Raw genomic sequence first — 19373 nt, 5'->3', positions numbered from 1 at the left:
GTCGTTACCGCAGAATGAATGCTGTATACAGAACGTCAGTGACTTCCTGCTTAGGTTGGCCGTTTACCAGCGGGGTCGCCAGCGTTTGTTTAATGGCGTCGACCAGCTTCTGCTTACCCACATCGGTGGCCAGCGTCGAAGCGTCCTGACGAGAGAACAGCAGCAGAAGGCGGCTGCGCACTTCCGGAAGGTAATCGTTCAGACGTGAACGAGTGGCTTCATCTTTCAGGCGCAGCGTAATGCCAACATAAAGCACACGATCCGCATCACCCAGATTGACGGTGAAGGTATCCAGCGGGAAGAAAACTGGAGCCGGCGGAGGCGGCGCTTCAGCTTTGGCTGCAGCGGTGGTAGGTTTCTGCTGCATACGCCAGTAACTATAGCCCGCGGTGGCGCAGGCGGCGAGCGTGATCAACACCAGCAGCGGGATCCAGATGGAGCGCTTACTTTTTTTGGTGATAGCGGAGTCAGTCATCTGATACGAGCTTCCTGTTTCGGTACAGCTTAATAAGGTGATTATCCCGTGTCCTGCTGTCGTCAAAGCGTGGAAAAGACGGGGATAATCACGCTACCTCTGGCGTTTAGGCGAAGATGTCTACGGCACTGTTACCGCGTGCGGCGGATTGCAGGGCAGCAGGAACAGGCAGTAGTTCATCGCTCTCTTCATTAAAACCGCCGGCGTTGCCGGAACGCGAAGCCTGGTGCTGCTGCTGGGATGAGGACTGCTGCTGCCCGGCAAAGCTCTCGCTGCTGACGCTGCTCTGCGCAAGCTGAATTCCGTTCTCCGCCAGTGAGGTCCGCAGTACCGGCAGCGCGGCTTCCAGCGCCGCACGAACATGGCTGTGCGCAGAGACCATCTGCAGCTGCGCCTGGTTATCATCCAGCTTAAGCGAAATTTGCACCTGACCCAGATCTTCCGGGTGCAGACGCAGCTCGGCTGTTTGCTGGCCCTGCTTAGTGAACAGGGTGATGTGCTGGCTCAGGGATTGCTGCCATTCGTGGGTGCCCAGAGGCTGGCTTAACACCGGCGCGGTGGCGACGGTGGCGGCCGTCTGACTGGTCGCATGGCTGGACATAATCGGTGCCAGGGTAGCCGTTGGGGAGGCTGAGGAGGAGGAACTGGCGAGCTCCTGCTTCTCTGCCGCCGCGGCCAGGGCCGGGGTTGTCGGCGCGTTGCCCGACAGGGCAGGTTCGTTATTTTTCACCTGGCTCTGATAAGGCGTAGAATTCTGCGCTTTATCATGGCTTCCCGCAGGCGCGTTCAGGGACGGTTGGTCCGCACCATTGTGCGAAAGCGTCGCGGAATTCAGCGTTGCGGTAGCCGAAACGCCGTCACTGCCCGCCACGCGAGAGGCGGTAGTTTGCTGGTGCGGCAGCATCGCCATCAGGGCGCTCAATCCGGCCAGCTCTTCTTCGCTCAGCTCGCTTTTACCGTCATCTTTGCTGTTCGCCGCATTGAGCGTCTTTAGTGCGTCACCTTTAGACAGCGGTACCAGCCCGGAAACCAGCGTATCAAGCGAGGTGATAGGCGACGTTTCATTGCCATTCATGGCGGTTTGGCGCGAGAGCAGGTCGGCGATTTTGGCCTGCAGGGTGGTATCCCCTTTGGCGTCCTGAGCCACTTTCGACAGCTTACTGCCGGCGGCTTTCAGGTCAGCCAGGGTCAGCGGCGCATCTTTGCCCTTGCCCGTTGCGTCCGACAGGGCGCCCGCCAGCAGAGAGAGAAAGTCCTGTGCACCGTCGGTGCCTTTCCCTGTTTGCATGCCGCCTGACAGGTCGCTGTCGCTCATCAGCAGTTGTTGCAGTGTGATCATTCCGGTTTCCTCATTGATGCGCGCTGGGCAAACTCATCCATTTTCTTCTGATCCAGACGGTTTTCCGCCAGGGTCGTTGCCGCGATCTGTCGGTCCTGTAAAGTCTGCCAGGCCTGCAGCCGCTGCTTCTTCTCACGCCAGAAATTCAGCGCGGTATCGACTTTCTGGGTCCACTGGTTAAGCTGCTGGCGATGCTGATCTATCGCCTTCTCCAGCGTCTGGATAAACTGCTGATAGTTAATCCAGCGCTGGCTTCCAATGCCCTGTGTCATATCGGTATTGAGGTTGGTGCGATATTCATGCTGATAGTCGATCAACATCTTCAACTGTTCTTCAGCCTGCTGGCACCCGCGTCGCATTGCGCCAAGCTGCAATGCGGCATCATCAACTTCTTTTTCAGCCAGATCTTTCAGCGTTGATAACGCGCTGTTTTGCGCCATGACCTTCGCCCTCCACCTGTGTTACACCTGCGGGAAAATCAGCTCCAGTGCCTGAATTGAATCTTCCCAGTCGGCGCGTTCAAAAATGCCTTGTTGCAAAAATGCCTCCAGCTGCGGCCACAGGGTAATCGCTTTGTCGAGCATCGGGTCGCTGCCTTTGGCATACGCCCCCACGCTGACCAGATCGCGGTTGCGCTGGAAGCTGGAGAGCAGTTGTTTAAAGTTACGCACGCGGGCGTAGTGCTTCTCGGTTATCAGCGCCGTCATTGCGCGGCTGATAGAGGCTTCAATATCAATGGCCGGATAGTGTCCGGCTTCGGCCAGACGACGCGACAGCACAATATGACCGTCAAGGATCGCGCGGGCGGAGTCGGCAATTGGATCCTGCTGGTCATCGCCTTCCGTCAGTACCGTATAGAACGCGGTGATGGAGCCGCCGCCGCTGATGCCGTTCCCCGCGCGCTCAACGAGGGCAGGGAGTTTGGCGAAGACCGAAGGCGGGTAGCCTTTGGTCGCCGGTGGCTCACCGATGGCCAGCGCGATTTCACGCTGCGCCATCGCGTAGCGGGTCAGGGAATCCATGATCAGCAGCACGTGCTTTCCGCGGTCGCGGAAATCTTCGGCAATACGGGTGGCATACGCGGCACCCTGCATACGCAGCAGCGGCGACACGTCCGCCGGCGCGGCGATGACCACCGAGCGGGCGCGGCCTTCCGCTCCCAGAATGTTTTCAATAAAGTCTTTTACTTCACGACCACGTTCGCCAATCAGACCTACAACGATCACATCAGCCTGCGTGTAGCGCGCCATCATGCCGAGCAGGACGGATTTACCCACGCCTGACCCGGCGAACAGGCCCATACGTTGCCCGCGTCCCACGGTCAGCAGGGCGTTAATCGGGCGCACGCCGGTGTCGAGCACATGCTCGATAGGGGTTCGCTGCAGGGGGTTAAACGGTTGGGTGATCAGCGCGCCGGTTTCGGTGGTGTCCGGGGAGGGCAGTCCGTCGAGCGGCTTCCCGCTGCCGTCCAGAACGCGGCCCAGCAGGGCAGGGCCAAGCGGCAGCTGCTTCCCGCTTTGCAGCCCGTCGCCAGACGTGTTTTTGGCATACACGCGCGCGCCGGGCAGAATGCCTTCCACCTCTTCAAGCGGCATCAGGAACAGGCGCTGGCCGTTGAACCCGACCACTTCGCTTTCCACTTCACGCGTTTCCAGACCGTCCTGACGCTCGATCACGCAGGTCGCGCCCAGCGGCAGCTGCAGGCCGGTGGCCTCCAGTACCAGACCGGTGGCGCGCGTCAGTCGCCCATAACGACGAACAGATGGCAGTTGCGCCATCTTCGTCTCAAAGTTGTCGAGCGTGGTGAGCCAGCGGGTGAGGCGCGCAGTCATCAGACGACTCCCGGTGCCGCCAGGCGGCACAGTTCCTGCCAGCGGGTGGCGACGCTGGCATCCAGATCGCCTTCGTCGGCAGAGACTTTGCAGCCGCCGTGATGTAACGACGGGTCACCGCGCAGGCGCCAGCCGTGCAGGTTTAGCGTCGCGCCCAGGCTCTCTTCCACGCGCTGCAGATCGTCCGGATGGACGCGCAGCTGCGGCTTCCCGCTGAACAGCGGCTCCTGCTGAAGCAGACCCTGAATTTGTTTAATCAGCGCAGTGTTATCCACTACGGGCGTCTGGCCGATCACCTGACGCGCGGCTTCCAGCGCCATCTGCATCAGTCGCGAGGCAATCACGCTGTCCAGCGCGTCCAGCGTGTGCTGAAACTCGCTGACCAGCTGCTGCATGCGGGCATGGATCGGCGCCTGCTGCTGGCGCGCCTGATCGATACCGTGCTCTAACCCTTTCGACAGACCTTCCTGGTACCCCAGCTCGTGGCCTTTCTGCCGGCCTTCGTTCAGACCGGCATTGTAGCCCTGCTCGTGCGCCTGCATTTGCAGCTGAGCCAGCATCTGTGCTTGCTGCTCTTCTTCGCTCAGCTCGGGCTGCTCGACATCCGGGTCAAGCTCCTCGGTCGGGAGCGCGGCTGGCGTGAACTCGGAGAGGGGAGGAGCCAGATCGTCCGGCGTCCAGCGCTTCCACGGCAGCTCATTAGACATAGGTGTCGTCTCCGCTGCCAATCACCATCTCGCCGGTTTCCGCCAGACGACGAACAATAAGCAGAATGGCTTTCTGTTCGTTTTCCACCTGAGACAGACGAACCGGGCCGCGGTTGGCAAGGTCGTCGCGCAGGATATCGGCCGCACGCTGAGACATGTTGCGCAGGAATTTCTCGCGCAGCGGCTGCTCGGCACCTTTGAGGGCAATAAGCAGCGACTCGGAATCCACTTCCTGGAGCAGGCGCTGGATGCTGCGGTCGTCCACTTCCACGAGGTTCTCGAACAGGAACATCTCGTCGATGATTTTCTGTGCCAGCTCGCCGTCGAATTCGCGAACCGCCGTAATGACCGCCTCTTCCTGCTGTGTTTTCATCAGGTTGATGATTTCCGCCGCCGTTCTTACGCCGCCCATTTTGCTGCGCTTGAGGTTCTGGCCGTCGAGCAGGTTGTTGAGCACCTCGGTCAGCTCCGCCAGCGCGGCAGGCTGGACGCCGCCGAAGGTGGCGATACGCAGCATCACATCGTGACGCAGGCGCTCTTCGAACAGCGCCAGAATATCGGCCGCCTGACCACGTTTAAGGTGGACAAGGATGGTGGCGATAATCTGCGGGTGCTCGTCGCGAATAAGGTCGGCGGCACTCTGTGGTTCCATAAAGTTGAGCGTTTCGATACCGCTGGCGGTATCGCGGGTTTCCAGAATGTCTTCCAGCAGGCTGGAGGCACGCTCTTCGCCCAGCGCCTTGACCAGCACGGAACGGAGGTAGTCGTTGGCGTTGATGTTCAGCGCGGCAAACTGTTCGGCTTCCTGTTCAAACTCTGCCAGCACTTCAGTCAGCTGCTTGTTGGAGATCTGACGCACGTTGGCCATGGCCGCACTGAGAATTTGCACTTCTCGCTGGGAGAGGTGTTTAAACACCTCTGCCGCGCGATCTTCGCCAATGGTCATCAGCAGGATGACGCTTTTATCGGTGCCCGTAAGCGTATTACTCATGTTCGTTACCCATCCACTGGCGAATGACCAGCGCCACGACGCGCGGATCGTTATCTGACATTTCGCGAATGCGCTGGCTCATGACCTCAGCGCCCATGCGCTGGTTAGCACGACGCTGCTGCATCTGTTCATCTTTGCTGAGACGTACTTCAACCGCTTCTTCGGTTTCCTGACGCGCATTCATCTGCTCGCGAGCCGCTTTTTCGGCTTCAGCGCGGCGCTGGAGCTGCGGACGAACGCCCTTACGCCACAGCAGCCACGCGACAATCAGCACCAGCAGCCAGCGGCCTGCGGACATCAGCTGGTCGATAAACGCCTGCTGTTGCCAGAACGGCAGTTCACCGCCGGTCTCTTCAACCGAGTTGAACGGTGAGTTCACCACGTTGAGGGTATCGCCGCGCTTCTCGGAGTAACCCATCGCTTCACGGGTCAGGTTTTCAATCTGCTTCATCTGCTCGGCGGTCAGCGGCAACGGTTTGCCATCCGCCAGCGTTTTGTAGTTCACCACTACCGCAACGGAAAGACGCTGAATATCGCCCACGTTCAGTTTAGTGTGGCGAATCGTCCGGTCCACTTCATAGTTCGTGGTTTCGTTACGACTGCTGGTACGCGGACCGGCGTTACTGGCCGTTGAGGTGGTCTGCTGATTATTTTGCTGACCGTTCTGCTGATTGGCCGGAGGCGTAGAGATCGGCGCCGCGTTAGCCGGGGCCGGCTGGTTAGACAACGCACCCGGCACGCCGCCTGGGTATGCACCGCCGACCTGTTCGTTCGAATTGATCTGGCGTGAACGCATTACCGCCTGAGCCGCATCGCCGTTCGGGCTGTATTGTTCTTCAGTTTGTTCTTTATTCGCGAAGTCGATCTGCGCGGTAACCTGCGCGTGTACGTTGCTGTTACCCACAACCGGGCCGAGGATCGCTTCAATACGACGCTGGAGACGGCTTTCGACATCGGCGGCATATTTCAGCTGCGCGTCATTGAGATCGCGACCGGCGGTGTTGGATTGCGTCAGCAGGTGACCGCTCTGGTCAACCAGCGTTACGTTACCCGGTGGCAGACCGGCGACGGCGCTGGAGACAAGATGCGTCACCGCGCTGATTTGCCCTTCGTCCAGCGCGCGGCCAGGTTCGAGGTTCACGGTAACGGAAGCCGAAGGTGATTTCTGTTCACGGACAAATAAAGAAGGTTTAGGCATCGCCAGGTGCACGCGGGCACTCTTCACCGGGCCTAATGTTTCAATGGTGCGGGCCAGTTCACCTTCCAGCGCACGCTGGTAGTTCACCTGCTCGCTGAACTGGCTGATACCGAATTTTTCCTGATCCAGGAGCTCAAAACCCACCGCGCCGCCCTTCGGCAGCCCCTGCTGAGCCAGACGCAGACGCAGTTCGTGCACCTTATCTGCCGGTACCTCAAGCGCACCGCCATTATCGGCAAAGCGATAAGGGATGTTCATCTGGGTAAGCTGGGTGACGATGGCGCCGCCATCCTGATCGGAAAGGTTACTGTAGAGTGTCCGGTAATCAGGGCTTTTCGCCCACAGGACCATCGCTACAAGGATCGCAATTGCGGCAGCGCCTGCCACGATCAACGGGATTTTAGGATTCGCGCGAAGGCGGTTCATCCACTCGAGTGATTTATTCTGCGGCGCTGTCGATGCTGTTGCACTCATTGCGCACCTCTTAAATCCTGGTGGTTTACGTTATTCGTGTAGAGAAACAAAACTGACTCCCGGGTCGGCAAACACGACAAAAGTTCCATATTGATGGCCCTGCCATTATTTGATGATTCGTGATTTTCTATGGGTCAAATAACCTGGTTTTTTCATGCTATTTACCGCCATTATCTTATTGACAAGCTGTTAGTCTTGACCGCGTAAAAAACCATCCAGGGGAAAGTCATGGCTATACAGGGCATTGAAGGGGTAATCAGTCAGTTGCAGGCAACGGCGATGACGGCCCGTAATCAGAATGTGGCAGATCAGCAGCCGAGCATCAGCTTCGCAGGGCAACTGCATGCCGCTCTTGACCGTATCAGTGATACCCAGACCGCAGCGCGCACTCAGGCAGAAAAGTTCACCCTCGGTGAGCCGGGCGTGGCGCTGAATGATGTGATGACCGATTTGCAAAAAGCCTCGGTTTCCCTGCAGATGGGGATCCAGGTGCGTAACAAGCTGGTGTCGGCCTATCAAGAGGTCATGGGAATGCAGGTTTAAGACCTGTCGATCTTCGCTGGCAGCCGCAGCGCTTTAATGCCACAATATTTTTTTCTTCGAATGCAGGAAAGATGATGAAAAAAATAGCAATTGCTGGCGCGCTGCTGGCACTGACCGGGTGCGTTCAGGTCGATAACTATAACGACGTGATTAAGCATCCTGTCCCGGCGCATCTGGCGGGGTACTGGCAGTCGAAAGGGCCGCAGAGCAACATGGTCAGCCCGAATGCGATTGCCACGCTGGTGGTGACGGAGGAGGGCGATACGCTGGACTGCCGTCAGTGGCAGCGCGTGATTGCCGTGCCGGGTAAAATCATGCTGCGTTCAGACAGTTATTACAACGTGACGCGTAAGCTCGATATCTATCCGCTGGAGCGCGATGGCTTGACGCTTGAGTACGACGGGCTGGAGCTGCAGAAGGTCGATCGCCCAACGGTTGAGTGTGCCGATTACCTGAGCAAGAATCCGCTGGCGAGTAAACTGCCCTAAAGGTAAACGCAAAACGGCAACCTCGTTGCCGTTTTTGGTGTTTGCGCCCTCTCCCTGTGGGAGAGGGACGGGGTGAGGGCATCAGGCCGCACGTTTCCTGTTCTAAAGCGCATCCTCTATTACCCACACGCTCACGCTTCCGCCTTTGCAGGTAAAAGTGCCTTCGCCATCCGCCGCCGTAGTGATGGTTTCTTCGCGATTGCCGAGAAAATCCCGCCACGTTTTGTTGCCGTAATTTTCCCCAAGACAAATCACTTTTTCACCGTCGTCCCCGTTTGACATCACCACCACGCAGCCGGGATCGTCATCCGTGCCGCTGCGGCTGAAGGCAATGCAGTTAGGATGGTCGAAAAACAGCGTCTGCACGCCGTGGGCAAAACGCTGACGCGCGAGGATCAGCTCGTGAAGCTGCTCAATGACCGGCATATCAATATGGTACGTTTCACCGTCTCCTCCCGTGTCGTCATAGCTGGCGCCGAAGAGATCCGGATAAAAGACGCTCGGCACGCCATTTTCCCGCAGCAGGATTAGCGCGTAGGCCAGCGGCTTGAACCAGGCTTCGACCGGCGCTTCGAGTGCCTGTAAAGGCTGGGTGTCATGGTTCGCGACGAGGGTCACCGCATGAAATGGATCGGCTTCCACCAGGGTACCGGTGAAGATTTGGCTCATGTCGTAATCCCGACCCTGACGTGACGCCTCGTGGAATTTCATCTGCAGGGGAGCATCAAACAGCATGGTTTTGCCTTCGACCTGGTCAATATAGGCCTGAAGTTTATCCACCTCGTGGGACCAGTATTCCGCCACGATAAACAGCGGCTGGTCGGCGACTTCCTGGACGTGCTCAATCCACTCTTTGTAAAACCAGGCGGGAATATGCTTAACGGCGTCCAGACGAAAACCGTCGCAGCGCGTCTGTTCCATGACCCAGCGGGCCCAGTATTTGAGCTCCTCGGTCACGGCGTGATTGCGAAAGTCGATATTTTCGCCCATCAGGTAATCGAAGTTACCCATCTCATCATCAACCTGATCGTTCCAGCCTTCGCCGGTGTAGTCGTTGACGATTTTAAAGATGCCGTCTTCATCGGGGTTTTCAATGTGGTCGACGCCGCTGAAGCATTTGTAGTCCCAGATAAACCGGGAATATTGCCCGGCGCGGGCAGGGAAGGTATAGCGGGTCCAGGCTTCACACTCGATGACCTCGTCATCGATTTGCGTGCGGTCCTGTTCATTCACACGCTGAACGCGGACAGATTCTTTCTCATCGGCACCCATTTTGTGGTTGACCACCACGTCCAGCAGCACGGCAATGTCGTTGCTTTTAAGGGCGTTAATGGCCTCCAGCAGCTGCGCTTTGTCGCCGTATTTCGTGGCAATACTGCCTTTCTGGTCAAACTCGCCCAGATCGAACAGGTCGTAAGAGTCATAGCCGACAGAATACCCGCCTGACGCACCTTTGTAGGCGGGCGGCAGCCAGATCATGTTGATGCCGATTTCGTTAAGATTGGGAGCTAACGCCGTGACCTCTCGCCACAATTCACCGCCAGCAGGGTAATACCAGTGAAAACATTGTAACAGGGTGGGGTTTTTCATCATCCTTGCTCCAGAAGCCGGTTGGCAGACTTCTGGAGTATGGATGAAGAAATCATAGTTGTGTGTCGCGGGTAAAACTTTCTGGATAAAGAATATTCCCTGACAGCTTTCCATAGGTAGAAGTGATGGATTGCTGTTTACCGGTTTGATCAATCAAACTGCGCAGTTCGTCCATGCGGACTTTCAACAGTGCCTTTAGCGCATTCTCATTTTCAAGGATCATTTCCAGCAGCGCACGCGCTTGCTCAACCTGAGCCGGAGGGCATGACATGATGGGCGTTTGCGAAATCTTTTCCACCAGTTGAACGTAATGCATTTCCTGCTCGATAAGCGCATCCCATTGACCAGAATGTGCGAGATTTAGCATAGCAATGCTCTGAGCATGTAGCGCCTGCCAGTGGCTAAGCGCTGCGCTGGGATTATTCATCAAAAATTATCCTGATATAGAGGACGCATTGGGGCCGATTTGCTTCCACGCATCCGCAATGTTGTTTAATAAACCCTCGACTTCAACAATTGCGTCTACGTCATTACTGACATTCGCCAGTAACAAACGTCGAACCATATATTCGTACAAGGAGGCAAGGTTACCGGACAACTCGCTCTCAACCTCCATGTTCAGTCCTGCTTTTAAACCGTTGTCGATGATGTTGATGGCTTTGGATAAGGCTTCGCCTTTTTCGCGAATTTGTCCGGCTTCCATGAACAGACGCGCGCGAACAAGGGCGCTATGCGCCCCGTCGAACAACATGACAATCAGCTGGTGTGGACTGGCATTCATGACTGCGCTTTCGACTCCTATCTGCTGATAGGATTGAACACCAGAGGTCTTATACATATCCACTCCTGAAGGCTACGACTACTTTTGTGAGAACTGTTGGGTCAGGTAGTTGGCTGTACTGGTCATTTTGGTGACTAATACGTCCAGACTGGTGAACTGGGTTTTGTAACGTGCCATGGTGGCTTCAATTTGAGCATCCATGGCATCGTAACGTTCGCCCAGCGTTTTCAGCGTTTTGTTGATCCCGTCTTTCGCGTTCTGGATCACCCCGGCGCTGCCGGTACTGGTGCTGAGCATGGTGGTCAGCGTGTTGTTCATCTGGGTCGCCATACCGGTTTTCTTTCCGTCACCGACAAAATACTGCTGTACGGCGTTCGGGTTGTCGGTCAGCGCTTTTTTCAGCTTATCGGTGTCGACTTTCAGGTTACCGACGGTACCGTCCGCGCCTTTCACCGGATCCTGGGTAATCCCCAACTGGGCCATAATCTGAATGGAGCCGGTCTGCACTTCGGTCAGCAGGCCGCGCAGCTGAGACTGAACCCCACGCACGTTCGCATCACCGACCAGCGCGCCGTTGCTGGTAGATTGGCTGCCGGAGCCTGCATCGACCGGAACATACTTCGTCAGGCTGTTAATGGTAGACTGCAGCGAGTTATACGCTGTGACCCAGTCCGTGATCGCCTTCTGGTTCGCATCCGTTGCGCGTGAAACCTCAAGGGTTTCGTCTGCCATGCTTTGCGCTTTCACGCTGAAGGTGACCCCAGGCAGCGCATCGGTAATGGTATTTGACTGGCGCTCGATCGAGATGTTGTTCACCACCACAATCGCGTTCTGTGCGGCGGTATTCACCGTCAGCGCGCCCGTTTTGGTGGTTGAATCGTAGCCAATGGCGCTTTGCAGCTTGGCGTCGCCGGTAACGCTTACCGTCATCGCACCATCGGTACCGGTGGTTTTTGATGACAGCATCAGGCGGTAATCACCGTCTTTCGCTTTAATGACGCTGGCGGTGACGTTGCCGTTCGCTTTATTAATGGCGCTCGCGATCCCGGCCAGCGACGTATCGCCATCTGCCAGGGTGACCTCTAAAGGCGTTGTGGTACCCGGCTGGGTGATGGTGATTTTACGCGTTGTACCTGTCGTATCGCCCAGCAGGTCCGTGTTGTTAGCATAGGAGCCGGTAGTGAGTGCCTGTGCTTTCGCAACCTGGTTGACGTTGACAACAAAGGAACCCACGGACGCGTCAGCCGTTGTGGTGGCAGTAAAGGCCGTGTTGGTGCTGCTAACGGACGTTGAGTTCCAGGTGGTTGCTTTACCCAGTGCAGCGGTCGCAGTCTGCAGCGATGTCATGGCGCTCTGCAGCTTGCCGTAAGCACTTAGCTGTGCGTTATACGTTGATTGCTGGGAAGTAATCGTCGTCAGCTTGGTTTTCTCTGCCGCTTCCAACTGATTATATAAATCCCCGAGTCCTGCAGAACCTATCCCGAGGTTACTGATAGTAGCCATGCATATTTTCCTTAAAATACGAAAGTAGTTCAGGACTCTTATCGGCCTCTCAAGGTAAAAGTTTACGATGGCGAGAAAAAAATAATCCAAAGAATAGACGCGTCCTGGCGGGGTAAATGAAAGGATTGCACTTTAGGGTCATTATCACAGCATTGAAAACACGAATAAGTGTGTGCCTTTTTTGTCATCTCTTTGTGCATTTAAAAAGCGTAAATAATAAGCCTCTGGCGGACCTTAATTGATTTTTTAAAAATAAAATCATTAATAATCATCGGCTTGTAATTTTTTCAAAATTGATTCTAAAGTCTTTTGGGGACCCGTCGATAACCTTGTTGACGGTGAGAGACGCTGTGAGTGTTAGGCACCGGACCTAAAACCCAATTTTTGAAGGAAACAAAATTATGGCAGTTATCAATACTAACCTGTTGTCCCTGACCACTCAGAACAACCTGAACAAATCTCAGTCTTCTCTGGGCACTGCTATCGAGCGTCTGTCTTCCGGTCTGCGTATTAACAGCGCGAAAGACGATGCTGCTGGCCAGGCGATTGCAAACCGCATGACCGCTCAGATCAAAGGGATGACCCAGGCTGCACGTAACGCCAACGACGGTATCTCCATGGCGCAGACTGCTGAAGGTTCTCTGAACGAAATCAACAACAACTTGCAGCGTGTTCGTGAACTGGCTGTTCAGGCAAGCAACGGCACCAACAGCGCATCTGACCTGGCTTCTCTGCAGGATGAAGTTACCGCTCGTCTGGCTGAAATCGACCGTGTTGCGGGCAAAACTGACTTCAACGGCATCAAACTGCTGGACGGCACTGCAGGTACTGCTGGTGTGGTTAAAATTCAGGTTGGCGTTAACGACGGCGACACCATCAACCTGGATCTGAGCGGCGCTAAAGCTGACTCTACTACTCTGGGCGTGAACGCTATCGACCTGAAAGCAATGACCGCTACTGACCTGAACACCATCGACAAAGCTATCGCTACCGTTGATAAAGCACGTTCTGGTCTGGGTGCTGTGCAGAACCGCTTCACTTCTGCAATCAACAACCTGAACAACACCTCTAACAACCTGTCTGCTGCTCAGTCCCGTATCCAGGACGCTGACTACGCAACTGAAGTTTCCAACATGTCCCGCGCGCAGATCCTGCAGCAGGCTGGTACTTCTGTTCTGTCTCAGGCAAACCAGGTTCCACAGACCGTTCTGTCTCTGCTGCGTTAATATTACGCGTGAAACCCCGCTTCGGCGGGGTTTTTTTATCTCTGCTATTTGAGAATCCACCTGTGAAACAAATCAGTGTCACTCAACCAAAGCTGGTCGCAGATTTTTCATGTGTCGGTGGGGAATGCCGTGAACATTGTTGTCAGGGCTGGACCATCGCGTTTGATAAATCCTCCGTTAACCGTTACCTGAACAGCAAAAATGCCGCCATTCGTCATACGGCGAAAACGGCGATAAAAGTTACCAAAAAACAGTATGGCAACTGGGGCGAAGTGATTTTCCATACGGAAAGTAAAAACTGCCCGTTTATGGATACTGAAAAACTCTGTTCTATTCATAGCGCCATGGGCGCGCAGGCGTTAAGCCCAACCTGTTCGTCGTTTCCACGGACAAACCGGGTCTATAAAAATGAAATCGAAAAATCGCTGAACCTCTCGTGTCCGGAAGTGACCCGACTTCTGTTGAACGATCGGGAGTCTATGTCGATGATGGAATCTGTCATTGTCCAGCAGGACGTCAATACTGCGCCAATGATTGATTTAAAAGCAAAGGTCATCAATCTCTTCTGCCAAAACCTTTTCAGCGTTGAAGCGGTCTGCGTTGAAGAGCAGGTTTACGCCGTGGTGAAATTCCTCATGGTGGCTGAAAAGCTCGAGAATCTCGAAGAGAATATCGGCACGCTTGAAACGGTTTATTTCTCGCTGGTTAACGAACTGGTGAGCGGTAAAATCAAAACGGAACTGGGCGGGTTTAATCAGAACTACAGCCTGAAATTCGCGTTAATTTCGCTTATCCAGAGCTACTTTACGAAGAAAGCGACCGCTCGCGGCGGCGCGGTATTAAACCGCTATTTTACTCAGCTTTATCAACAGTTCGAATCTGTCGGTGATGCCGTACCGGCAGAGAAGGTCATGGAGAACATCGAGTCCGTCTGGCGCGATGTGGCGGGCAGTTACCTGGCGACCAATGACCATTTATTTAAGAACTTTTTTAAATACAAACTCTGGGAGCAGGGCTTCCCACAGAACAATGGCCGCAGCATGTTGAATAATCTTTATTTAATCGTTGCGGAGTTCTATTTCCTGAAAACGTTACTTGCCGGTCAGGCTCTCGTGGCGGGAAAAATTGAACAAGATAATATTATTGATGTTATTTACAGCTTCCACTCCCTTAGCCAGCATAATCAGGAAGCGGGAAAGCTCTTTCATCAACATATAGATAGCGTCAAACTGGGCGACGATCTTTCATTGTTACAACTGTTAATTTAGGCAGAAAAGTTGCCCCTGTTGTGGGCAACCTCAGAATAACCTCATTTTATCCCCCTTTTTCATCCAATTGAACGCCCTGCAGAATCGGATAATCATGCCGATAACTCAACTAACGCAGGGCTGTTTATCGTGAATTCACTCTATACCGCTGAAGGTGTAATGGATAAACACTCGCTGTGGCAGCGTTATGTCCCGCTGGTGCGTCACGAAGCATTGCGCCTCCAGGTGCGCTTGCCGGCGAGCGTGGAACTCGACGATCTGCTACAGGCGGGCGGTATCGGGTTATTGAATGCAGTTGACCGATACGACGCTCTGCAAGGAACGGCATTTACGACTTACGCAGTTCAGCGTATTCGTGGTGCGATGCTGGACGAGCTGCGCAGCCGCGACTGGGTGCCGCGCAGTGTTCGCCGCAACGCGCGCGAAGTGGCGCATGCGATGGGGCAGCTGGAACAGGAACTGGGACGTAACGCAACGGAAACCGAAGTGGCGGAACGTCTTGGCATTGCTGTTGAAGAGTATCGTCAGATGTTGCTCGATACCAATAATAGCCAACTCTTCTCTTATGACGAGTGGCGCGAAGAGCATGGCGATAGCATCGAGCTGGTGACGGATGAGCACCAGCAAGAAAACCCGTTACACCATTTAATGGAAGGGAATTTACGCCAGCGCGTCATGGAGGCTATTGAAGCTCTGCCTGAACGCGAACAGCTGGTATTGACCCTTTATTACCAGGAAGAGCTTAACCTCAAAGAGATTGGCGCTGTTCTGGAGGTGGGAGAGTCGCGGGTGAGCCAGCTGCACAGCCAGGCCATTAAACGCTTACGAACCAAGCTGGGTAAGTTATAGGTGATTGATTCACCTGAAAAATGCCGCACAACGTATTGACAACCAGGAGTTATCATGACGGTGCAGCAATCTAAAAGACGGCCTTTAAGCCGCTACCTGAAAGACTTTAAACACAGCCAGACGCATTGCGCCCACTGTAACAAGTTACTCGATCGTATCACGCTGGTTCGCCGGGGCGAAATCGTCAATAAGATTGCGATTTCGCGTCTCGACACGTTGATGGACGAAGCAGCATGGCTCGAAGAGCAAAAAGAGTGGGTGGCGCTTTGCCGTTTCTGTGGGGATCTCCACTGCAAAGAGCAAAGCGACTTCTTCGACATCATCGGCTTCAAGCAATTCCTGTTTGAACAAACGGAGATGAGCCACGGCACCGTTCGCGAATATGTGGTTCGCCTGCGTCGCCTTGGGCAACATCTGACCGTAAACAATATTTCTCGCGATCTGCTGAAAACCGGTTATCTGGATGAAAATCTGGAGCCGTGGCTGCCTGCGACCAGCACCAATAACTACCGAATTGCGCTGCGCAAGTATGCGCAATACAAGGTACAAATGCCGGGTGCCATAAAGCAAAAAGCCCACGCCGGAACAACTTCTGATATATATTAAAAAAGAATAAGATGTAGCGCAGTCGCCTTTGACGTTACAGGCGATTTCTCTACACTACGTAAAAATTCCACTATATCGGGGTATTTATGAAATTTGCACTTCTGGGTCGTCAGGCGCTGATGGGTGTTATGGCCGTTGCGCTGGTTGCAGGCATGAGCGTGAAAACGTTCGCCGCAGAAAACCTGCTGAATAAAGTAAAAGAGCGCGGTACGCTGCTGGTCGGGCTGGAAGGAACCTATCCTCCGTTCAGCTTCCAGGGCGATGACGGTAAGCTGACCGGTTTCGAAGTGGAGTTTGCTGAAGAGCTAGCGAAGCACCTCGGCGTTAAAGCGTCACTGAAACCGACCAAATGGGACGGTATGCTGGCGTCGCTGGATTCCAAACGTATTGATGTGGTGATTAATCAGGTGACCATTTCTGACGAGCGTAAGAAGAAGTATGACTTCTCTACGCCGTACACCGTGTCCGGTATTCAGGCGCTGGTGAAGAAAGGCAACGAAGGCGGGATTAAAACTGCCGCAGACCTGAAAGGGAAGAAAGTCGGTGTTGGTCTGGGGACTAACTACGAAGAGTGGCTGCGCCAGAACGTGCAGGGCGTGGATATCCGCACCTATGATGATGACCCGACGAAATACCAGGATCTGCGCGTGGGCCGTATCGACGCCATTCTGGTTGACCGCCTGGCAGCGCTGGATCTGGTGAAGAAAACCAACAACACCCTGGCGGTAGCGGGTGATGCGTTCTCTCGTCAGGAATCAGGCGTGGCCGTGCGTAAAGGTAACGAAGACCTGGTCAAAGCGATTGATTCCGCGATTGCTGACATGCAAAAAGACGGAAGCCTGAAAGCGCTCTCCGAGAAGTGGTTCGGTGCAGACGTCACGAAATAAGTTTCTGACGTAAAAAAAGGCGCTTTTAAAAGCGCCTTTTTTATTTCTTTCGCGTCTGCGTGCATAATGAAAAATATCACATTTTGTCAGAGTTACCGGAGAACCCATGTCACTACAGAATTTAACGCGCTTTCCTCGCCTGGAGTTTATCGGCGCGCCGACGCCGCTGGAGTACCTGCCGCGATTTTCTGATTATTTAGGGCGCGATATTTTTATTAAGCGTGATGACGTGACGCCCATGGCGATGGGGGGCAATAAGCTGCGTAAGCTGGAGTTTCTGGCGGCGGACGCCCTGCGCGAGGGCGCGGATACGCTCATCACTGCCGGGGCTATCCAGTCCAACCACGTTCGTCAGACGGCGGCAGTGGCGGCAAAGCTCGGACTCCATTGCGTGGCATTGCTGGAAAACCCGATTGGCACGCGGGCAGAAAACTATCTCACCAACGGTAACCGTCTACTGCTGGACCTGTTTAATGTACAGGTCGAAATGGTGGATGCGTTGACCGACCCGACCGCCCAGCTCGATGAGCTGGCGACGCGTCTGGAAGCGCAGGGTTTCCGCCCCTACGTTATCCCTGTTGGCGGTTCGAATGCGCTGGGCGCGCTGGGGTATGTGGAAAGTGCGCTGGAAATTGCCCAACAGTGCGAGGGCGCGGTGGGCCTCTCCTCCGTGGTGGTCGCGTCCGGCAGTGCAGGCACGCATGCCGGGCTGGCGGTAGGGCTGGAGCAACTGCTGCCGGACGTCGAGCTGATTGGCGTGACGGTGTCCCGTAGCGTCGCGGATCAGAAGCCGAAAGTGGTGACTTTACAGCAGGCGGTCGCCGCGCAACTGGAGCTGAAGGCAAAGGCCGATATTCTGCTCTGGGATGACTATTTTGCGCCGGGTTACGGCACGCCGAACGAAGAGGGCATGGAAGCGGTGAAACTGCTGGCCCGCCTCGAGGGGATACTGCTCGATCCGGTGTATACCGGCAAAGCGATGGCCGGACTGATTGATGGCATTGCGCAGAAACGCTTTAAGGATGAAGGGCCGATTTTATTTGTCCATACAGGCGGGGCGCCTGCGCTGTTTGCCTACCATCCTCATGTCTAAAAGTCAGGTCGAAAAATAATAATGCAAGAAAGTATTCAACTGGTTATTGATTCTCTGCCGTATCTGCTGAAAGGTGCGGTATTTACGTTACAGCTCAGTATCGGCGGGATGTTCTTCGGGCTGGTACTGGGATTTGTGCTGGCCTTAATGCGCATGTCACCCATCCTGCCGGTGCGCTGGCTGGCGCGTTTTTATATCTCCGTCTTTCGCGGTACGCCGCTTATCGCCCAGCTCTTTATGATCTACTACGGCTTACCGCAGTTTGGTATCGAGCTGGATCCGATTCCCGCAGCGATGATCGGTCTGTCGCTCAATACTGCGGCGTATACCTCTGAAACCCTGCGTGCGGCCATCTCCTCCATTGACAAAGGCCAGTGGGAAGCGGCGGCCAGTATCGGGATGACGCCATGGCAGACGCTTCGCCGGGCCATTCTGCCGCAGGCGGCGCGCGTGGCGCTTCCACCGCTGAGCAACAGCTTCATCAGTCTGGTGAAAGATACTTCCCTGGCGGCAACGATTCAGGTACCGGAGCTGTTCCGTCAGGCACAGCTCATCACCTCCCGTACGCTTGAAGTTTTTACCATGTATCTGGCTGCCTCGCTGATTTACTGGGTGATGGCGACGGTGCTGTCTGCCCTGCAAAACTATTTCGAAAACCAGCTTAATCGCCAGGAGCGTGATCCAAAATGAGTGCTATCGACGTCAAAAACCTGGTGAAAAAATTCCACGGTCAAACGGTGCTCCACGGGATCGATCTTGAAGTCGAGCAGGGCGAAGTGGTGGCAATCATTGGGCCGAGCGGCTCAGGGAAAACCACGCTGCTGCGCAGCATTAACCTGCTTGAACAGCCGGAAGGCGGTACCATTCGGGTCGGGGAGATAACGATTGATACCGGGAAATCTATCAGCCAGCAGAAAGGGTTGATTCGCCGTCTGCGCCAGCATGTCGGCTTCGTTTTCCAGAACTTCAACCTCTTCCCGCACCGTACGGTGCTGGAGAACATTATTGAAGGGCCGGTTATCGTTAAAGGTGAGCCTAAAGAGGAAGCGACGGCGCGCGCTCGCGAGCTGCTGGCCAAAGTCGGGCTGGCGGGGAAAGAGACCAGCTATCCGCGGCGTCTGTCGGGAGGGCAACAGCAGCGCGTGGCGATAGCGCGCGCGCTGGCGATGCGCCCGGACGTGATCCTGTTTGATGAACCGACTTCAGCGCTCGATCCGGAACTGGTGGGTGAGGTGCTGAACACCATTCGCCAGCTGGCGCAGGAAAAACGGACGATGGTGATCGTGACGCATGAGATGAGCTTTGCCCGCGATGTTGCTGACAGAGCCATCTTCATGGATCAGGGGCGGATTGTGGAGCAGGGGCCGGCGAAAAGCTTATTCGCCAACCCTCAACAGCCGCGAACCCGTCAGTTCCTTGAAAAATTCCTTATGCAGTAGCATTTTTGCACGCATTTGCTCCAGAAAATTACCCTGGAGCAAATTATTCTCCCTCTTTGTGGAAGCCTCTGTTTTTTTATTCCA

The 19373-nt window shown here is 55.0% G+C and carries 21 protein-coding genes; 10 read left to right on the top strand and 11 right to left on the bottom strand.

Annotated features, from left to right (window positions below; all coding sequences use genetic code 11):
• Positions 1 to 4: 4 nt before the first annotated feature.
• The 7 genes from fliL to fliF all read right to left on the bottom strand — a co-directional run bounded on the left by fliL (position 5) and on the right by fliF (position 7016).
• Entirely contained in the window at positions 5 to 475 is a 471-nt protein-coding gene (gene fliL, locus GXP72_RS14640) for a flagellar basal body-associated protein FliL (protein WP_024909761.1), read from the bottom strand.
• Positions 476 to 581: 106 nt separating this feature from the next.
• Positions 582 to 1814 (bottom strand): flagellar hook length control protein FliK, encoded by a 1233-nt coding sequence (gene fliK, locus GXP72_RS14635; RefSeq protein WP_208763034.1) that lies wholly within the window; start codon positions 1812 to 1814, stop codon positions 582 to 584.
• Entirely contained in the window at positions 1811 to 2254 is a 444-nt protein-coding gene (gene fliJ / locus GXP72_RS14630; RefSeq protein WP_023312304.1) for a flagellar export protein FliJ, read from the bottom strand. The genes fliK and fliJ overlap by 4 nt, the downstream gene beginning before the upstream one ends.
• Positions 2255 to 2275: 21 nt before the next feature.
• Positions 2276 to 3646: a flagellar protein export ATPase FliI gene (gene fliI / locus GXP72_RS14625; RefSeq protein ID WP_008500325.1), complete on the bottom strand. Its 1371-nt coding sequence runs from the start codon at positions 3644 to 3646 to the stop codon at positions 2276 to 2278.
• Positions 3646 to 4353 carry a flagellar assembly protein FliH gene (gene fliH / locus GXP72_RS14620; RefSeq protein ID WP_061714848.1) on the bottom strand — a complete coding sequence of 236 codons (708 nt, stop codon included), beginning with the start codon at positions 4351 to 4353 and terminating at the stop codon, positions 3646 to 3648. Before fliH ends, fliI begins: the two co-directional genes overlap by 1 nt.
• Entirely contained in the window at positions 4346 to 5344 is a 999-nt protein-coding gene (gene fliG / locus GXP72_RS14615) for a flagellar motor switch protein FliG (RefSeq protein ID WP_023312301.1), read from the bottom strand. Before fliG ends, fliH begins: the two co-directional genes overlap by 8 nt.
• Positions 5337 to 7016: a flagellar basal-body MS-ring/collar protein FliF gene (fliF, locus tag GXP72_RS14610; RefSeq protein WP_024909764.1), complete on the bottom strand. Its 1680-nt coding sequence runs from the start codon at positions 7014 to 7016 to the stop codon at positions 5337 to 5339. Before fliF ends, fliG begins: the two co-directional genes overlap by 8 nt.
• A 228-nt stretch (positions 7017 to 7244) precedes the next feature.
• Between fliF and fliE the strand changes: the two genes are divergently transcribed.
• Together fliE and yedD are read left to right on the top strand one after the other, a co-directional pair.
• Positions 7245 to 7559 (top strand): flagellar hook-basal body complex protein FliE, encoded by a 315-nt coding sequence (gene fliE / locus GXP72_RS14605; RefSeq protein ID WP_008500329.1) that lies wholly within the window; start codon positions 7245 to 7247, stop codon positions 7557 to 7559.
• 74 nt (positions 7560 to 7633) lie between these two features.
• A complete protein-coding gene (gene yedD / locus GXP72_RS14600) occupies positions 7634 to 8047 on the top strand; it encodes a lipoprotein YedD (RefSeq protein WP_024909765.1) in 414 nt (137 codons plus the stop codon).
• 102 nt (positions 8048 to 8149) lie between these two features.
• On the opposite strand, the gene amyA is transcribed toward yedD, so the two are convergent.
• Genes amyA through fliD form a run of 4 tightly spaced genes read right to left on the bottom strand, consistent with a single transcriptional unit; the run spans position 8150 to position 11921 of the window.
• Positions 8150 to 9637, bottom strand: coding sequence for an alpha-amylase (amyA, locus tag GXP72_RS14595; protein WP_208763922.1), 1488 nt, complete (start codon positions 9635 to 9637; stop codon positions 8150 to 8152).
• Between the two features lie 52 nt (positions 9638 to 9689).
• The gene (gene fliT, locus GXP72_RS14590; RefSeq protein WP_024909767.1) at positions 9690 to 10064 is read right to left on the bottom strand and encodes a flagella biosynthesis regulatory protein FliT; all 375 of its coding nucleotides are present in this window, start codon (positions 10062 to 10064) and stop codon (positions 9690 to 9692) included.
• A 6-nt stretch (positions 10065 to 10070) separates the two neighbouring features.
• Positions 10071 to 10475, bottom strand: coding sequence for a flagellar export chaperone FliS (fliS, locus tag GXP72_RS14585; protein WP_023312296.1), 405 nt, complete (start codon positions 10473 to 10475; stop codon positions 10071 to 10073).
• Positions 10476 to 10496: 21 nt separating this feature from the next.
• Complete coding sequence (gene fliD, locus GXP72_RS14580; RefSeq protein WP_244319921.1) at positions 10497 to 11921, bottom strand: flagellar filament capping protein FliD; 1425 nt, start codon at positions 11919 to 11921, stop codon at positions 10497 to 10499.
• Positions 11922 to 12322: 401 nt separating this feature from the next.
• Between fliD and GXP72_RS14575 the strand changes: the two genes are divergently transcribed.
• The 8 genes from GXP72_RS14575 to tcyN all read left to right on the top strand — a co-directional run bounded on the left by GXP72_RS14575 (position 12323) and on the right by tcyN (position 19289).
• Complete coding sequence (locus GXP72_RS14575; protein ID WP_023312294.1) at positions 12323 to 13147, top strand: flagellin; 825 nt, start codon at positions 12323 to 12325, stop codon at positions 13145 to 13147.
• 62 nt (positions 13148 to 13209) lie between these two features.
• The gene (fliB, locus tag GXP72_RS14570; protein WP_032646306.1) at positions 13210 to 14415 is read left to right on the top strand and encodes a flagellin lysine-N-methylase; all 1206 of its coding nucleotides are present in this window, start codon (positions 13210 to 13212) and stop codon (positions 14413 to 14415) included.
• A gap of 129 nt (positions 14416 to 14544) precedes the next feature.
• Positions 14545 to 15264 carry an RNA polymerase sigma factor FliA gene (locus GXP72_RS14565; RefSeq protein WP_014170714.1) on the top strand — a complete coding sequence of 240 codons (720 nt, stop codon included), beginning with the start codon at positions 14545 to 14547 and terminating at the stop codon, positions 15262 to 15264.
• Positions 15265 to 15318: 54 nt separating this feature from the next.
• Complete coding sequence (gene fliZ / locus GXP72_RS14560) at positions 15319 to 15870, top strand: flagella biosynthesis regulatory protein FliZ (RefSeq protein WP_008500339.1); 552 nt, start codon at positions 15319 to 15321, stop codon at positions 15868 to 15870.
• Between the two features lie 86 nt (positions 15871 to 15956).
• Positions 15957 to 16757 (top strand): cystine ABC transporter substrate-binding protein, encoded by an 801-nt coding sequence (tcyJ, locus tag GXP72_RS14555; RefSeq protein WP_023336163.1) that lies wholly within the window; start codon positions 15957 to 15959, stop codon positions 16755 to 16757.
• Between the two features lie 106 nt (positions 16758 to 16863).
• Positions 16864 to 17850: a D-cysteine desulfhydrase gene (gene dcyD / locus GXP72_RS14550; protein WP_032646305.1), complete on the top strand. Its 987-nt coding sequence runs from the start codon at positions 16864 to 16866 to the stop codon at positions 17848 to 17850.
• 21 nt (positions 17851 to 17871) lie between these two features.
• On the top strand, positions 17872 to 18540 hold the full coding sequence (tcyL, locus tag GXP72_RS14545) for a cystine ABC transporter permease (RefSeq protein ID WP_014884380.1): 669 nt from the start codon (positions 17872 to 17874) through the stop codon (positions 18538 to 18540).
• On the top strand, positions 18537 to 19289 hold the full coding sequence (gene tcyN, locus GXP72_RS14540) for an L-cystine ABC transporter ATP-binding protein TcyN (protein ID WP_008500343.1): 753 nt from the start codon (positions 18537 to 18539) through the stop codon (positions 19287 to 19289). Before tcyL ends, tcyN begins: the two co-directional genes overlap by 4 nt.
• Positions 19290 to 19373: the final 84 nt, after the last annotated feature.

The organism is Enterobacter sp. SES19, from assembly GCF_011765665.1.
Taxonomy (GTDB): Bacteria; Pseudomonadota; Gammaproteobacteria; order Enterobacterales; family Enterobacteriaceae; genus Enterobacter; species Enterobacter pseudoroggenkampii.
The sequence above is the reverse complement of the archived record's forward strand: the minus strand, read 5'-3'. Positions and strand labels throughout refer to the sequence as shown.

Bases quoted from the DNA above. Each gene is read 5' to 3' on its own strand.
- tcyN (WP_008500343.1), top strand. From the start codon at position 18,537: ATGAGTGCTATCGACGTCAAAAACCTGGTGAAAAAATTCCACGGTCAA.
- tcyJ (WP_023336163.1), top strand. From the start codon at position 15,957: ATGAAATTTGCACTTCTGGGTCGTCAGGCGCTGATGGGTGTTATGGCC.
- fliJ (WP_023312304.1), bottom strand. From the start codon at position 2,254: ATGGCGCAAAACAGCGCGTTATCAACGCTGAAAGATCTGGCTGAAAAA.
- amyA (WP_208763922.1), bottom strand. From the start codon at position 9,637: ATGAAAAACCCCACCCTGTTACAATGTTTTCACTGGTATTACCCTGCT.
- fliI (WP_008500325.1), bottom strand. From the start codon at position 3,646: ATGACTGCGCGCCTCACCCGCTGGCTCACCACGCTCGACAACTTTGAG.
- fliD (WP_244319921.1), bottom strand. From the start codon at position 11,921: ATGGCTACTATCAGTAACCTCGGGATAGGTTCTGCAGGACTCGGGGAT.
- fliF (WP_024909764.1), bottom strand. From the start codon at position 7,016: ATGAGTGCAACAGCATCGACAGCGCCGCAGAATAAATCACTCGAGTGG.
- fliE (WP_008500329.1), top strand. From the start codon at position 7,245: ATGGCTATACAGGGCATTGAAGGGGTAATCAGTCAGTTGCAGGCAACG.
- fliZ (WP_008500339.1), top strand. From the start codon at position 15,319: ATGACGGTGCAGCAATCTAAAAGACGGCCTTTAAGCCGCTACCTGAAA.
- fliL (WP_024909761.1), bottom strand. From the start codon at position 475: ATGACTGACTCCGCTATCACCAAAAAAAGTAAGCGCTCCATCTGGATC.
- tcyL (WP_014884380.1), top strand. From the start codon at position 17,872: ATGCAAGAAAGTATTCAACTGGTTATTGATTCTCTGCCGTATCTGCTG.
- fliH (WP_061714848.1), bottom strand. From the start codon at position 4,353: ATGTCTAATGAGCTGCCGTGGAAGCGCTGGACGCCGGACGATCTGGCT.
- fliS (WP_023312296.1), bottom strand. From the start codon at position 10,475: ATGTATAAGACCTCTGGTGTTCAATCCTATCAGCAGATAGGAGTCGAA.
- dcyD (WP_032646305.1), top strand. From the start codon at position 16,864: ATGTCACTACAGAATTTAACGCGCTTTCCTCGCCTGGAGTTTATCGGC.
- yedD (WP_024909765.1), top strand. From the start codon at position 7,634: ATGAAAAAAATAGCAATTGCTGGCGCGCTGCTGGCACTGACCGGGTGC.
- fliG (WP_023312301.1), bottom strand. From the start codon at position 5,344: ATGAGTAATACGCTTACGGGCACCGATAAAAGCGTCATCCTGCTGATG.
- GXP72_RS14575 (WP_023312294.1), top strand. From the start codon at position 12,323: ATGGCAGTTATCAATACTAACCTGTTGTCCCTGACCACTCAGAACAAC.
- fliK (WP_208763034.1), bottom strand. From the start codon at position 1,814: ATGATCACACTGCAACAACTGCTGATGAGCGACAGCGACCTGTCAGGC.
- fliT (WP_024909767.1), bottom strand. From the start codon at position 10,064: ATGAATAATCCCAGCGCAGCGCTTAGCCACTGGCAGGCGCTACATGCT.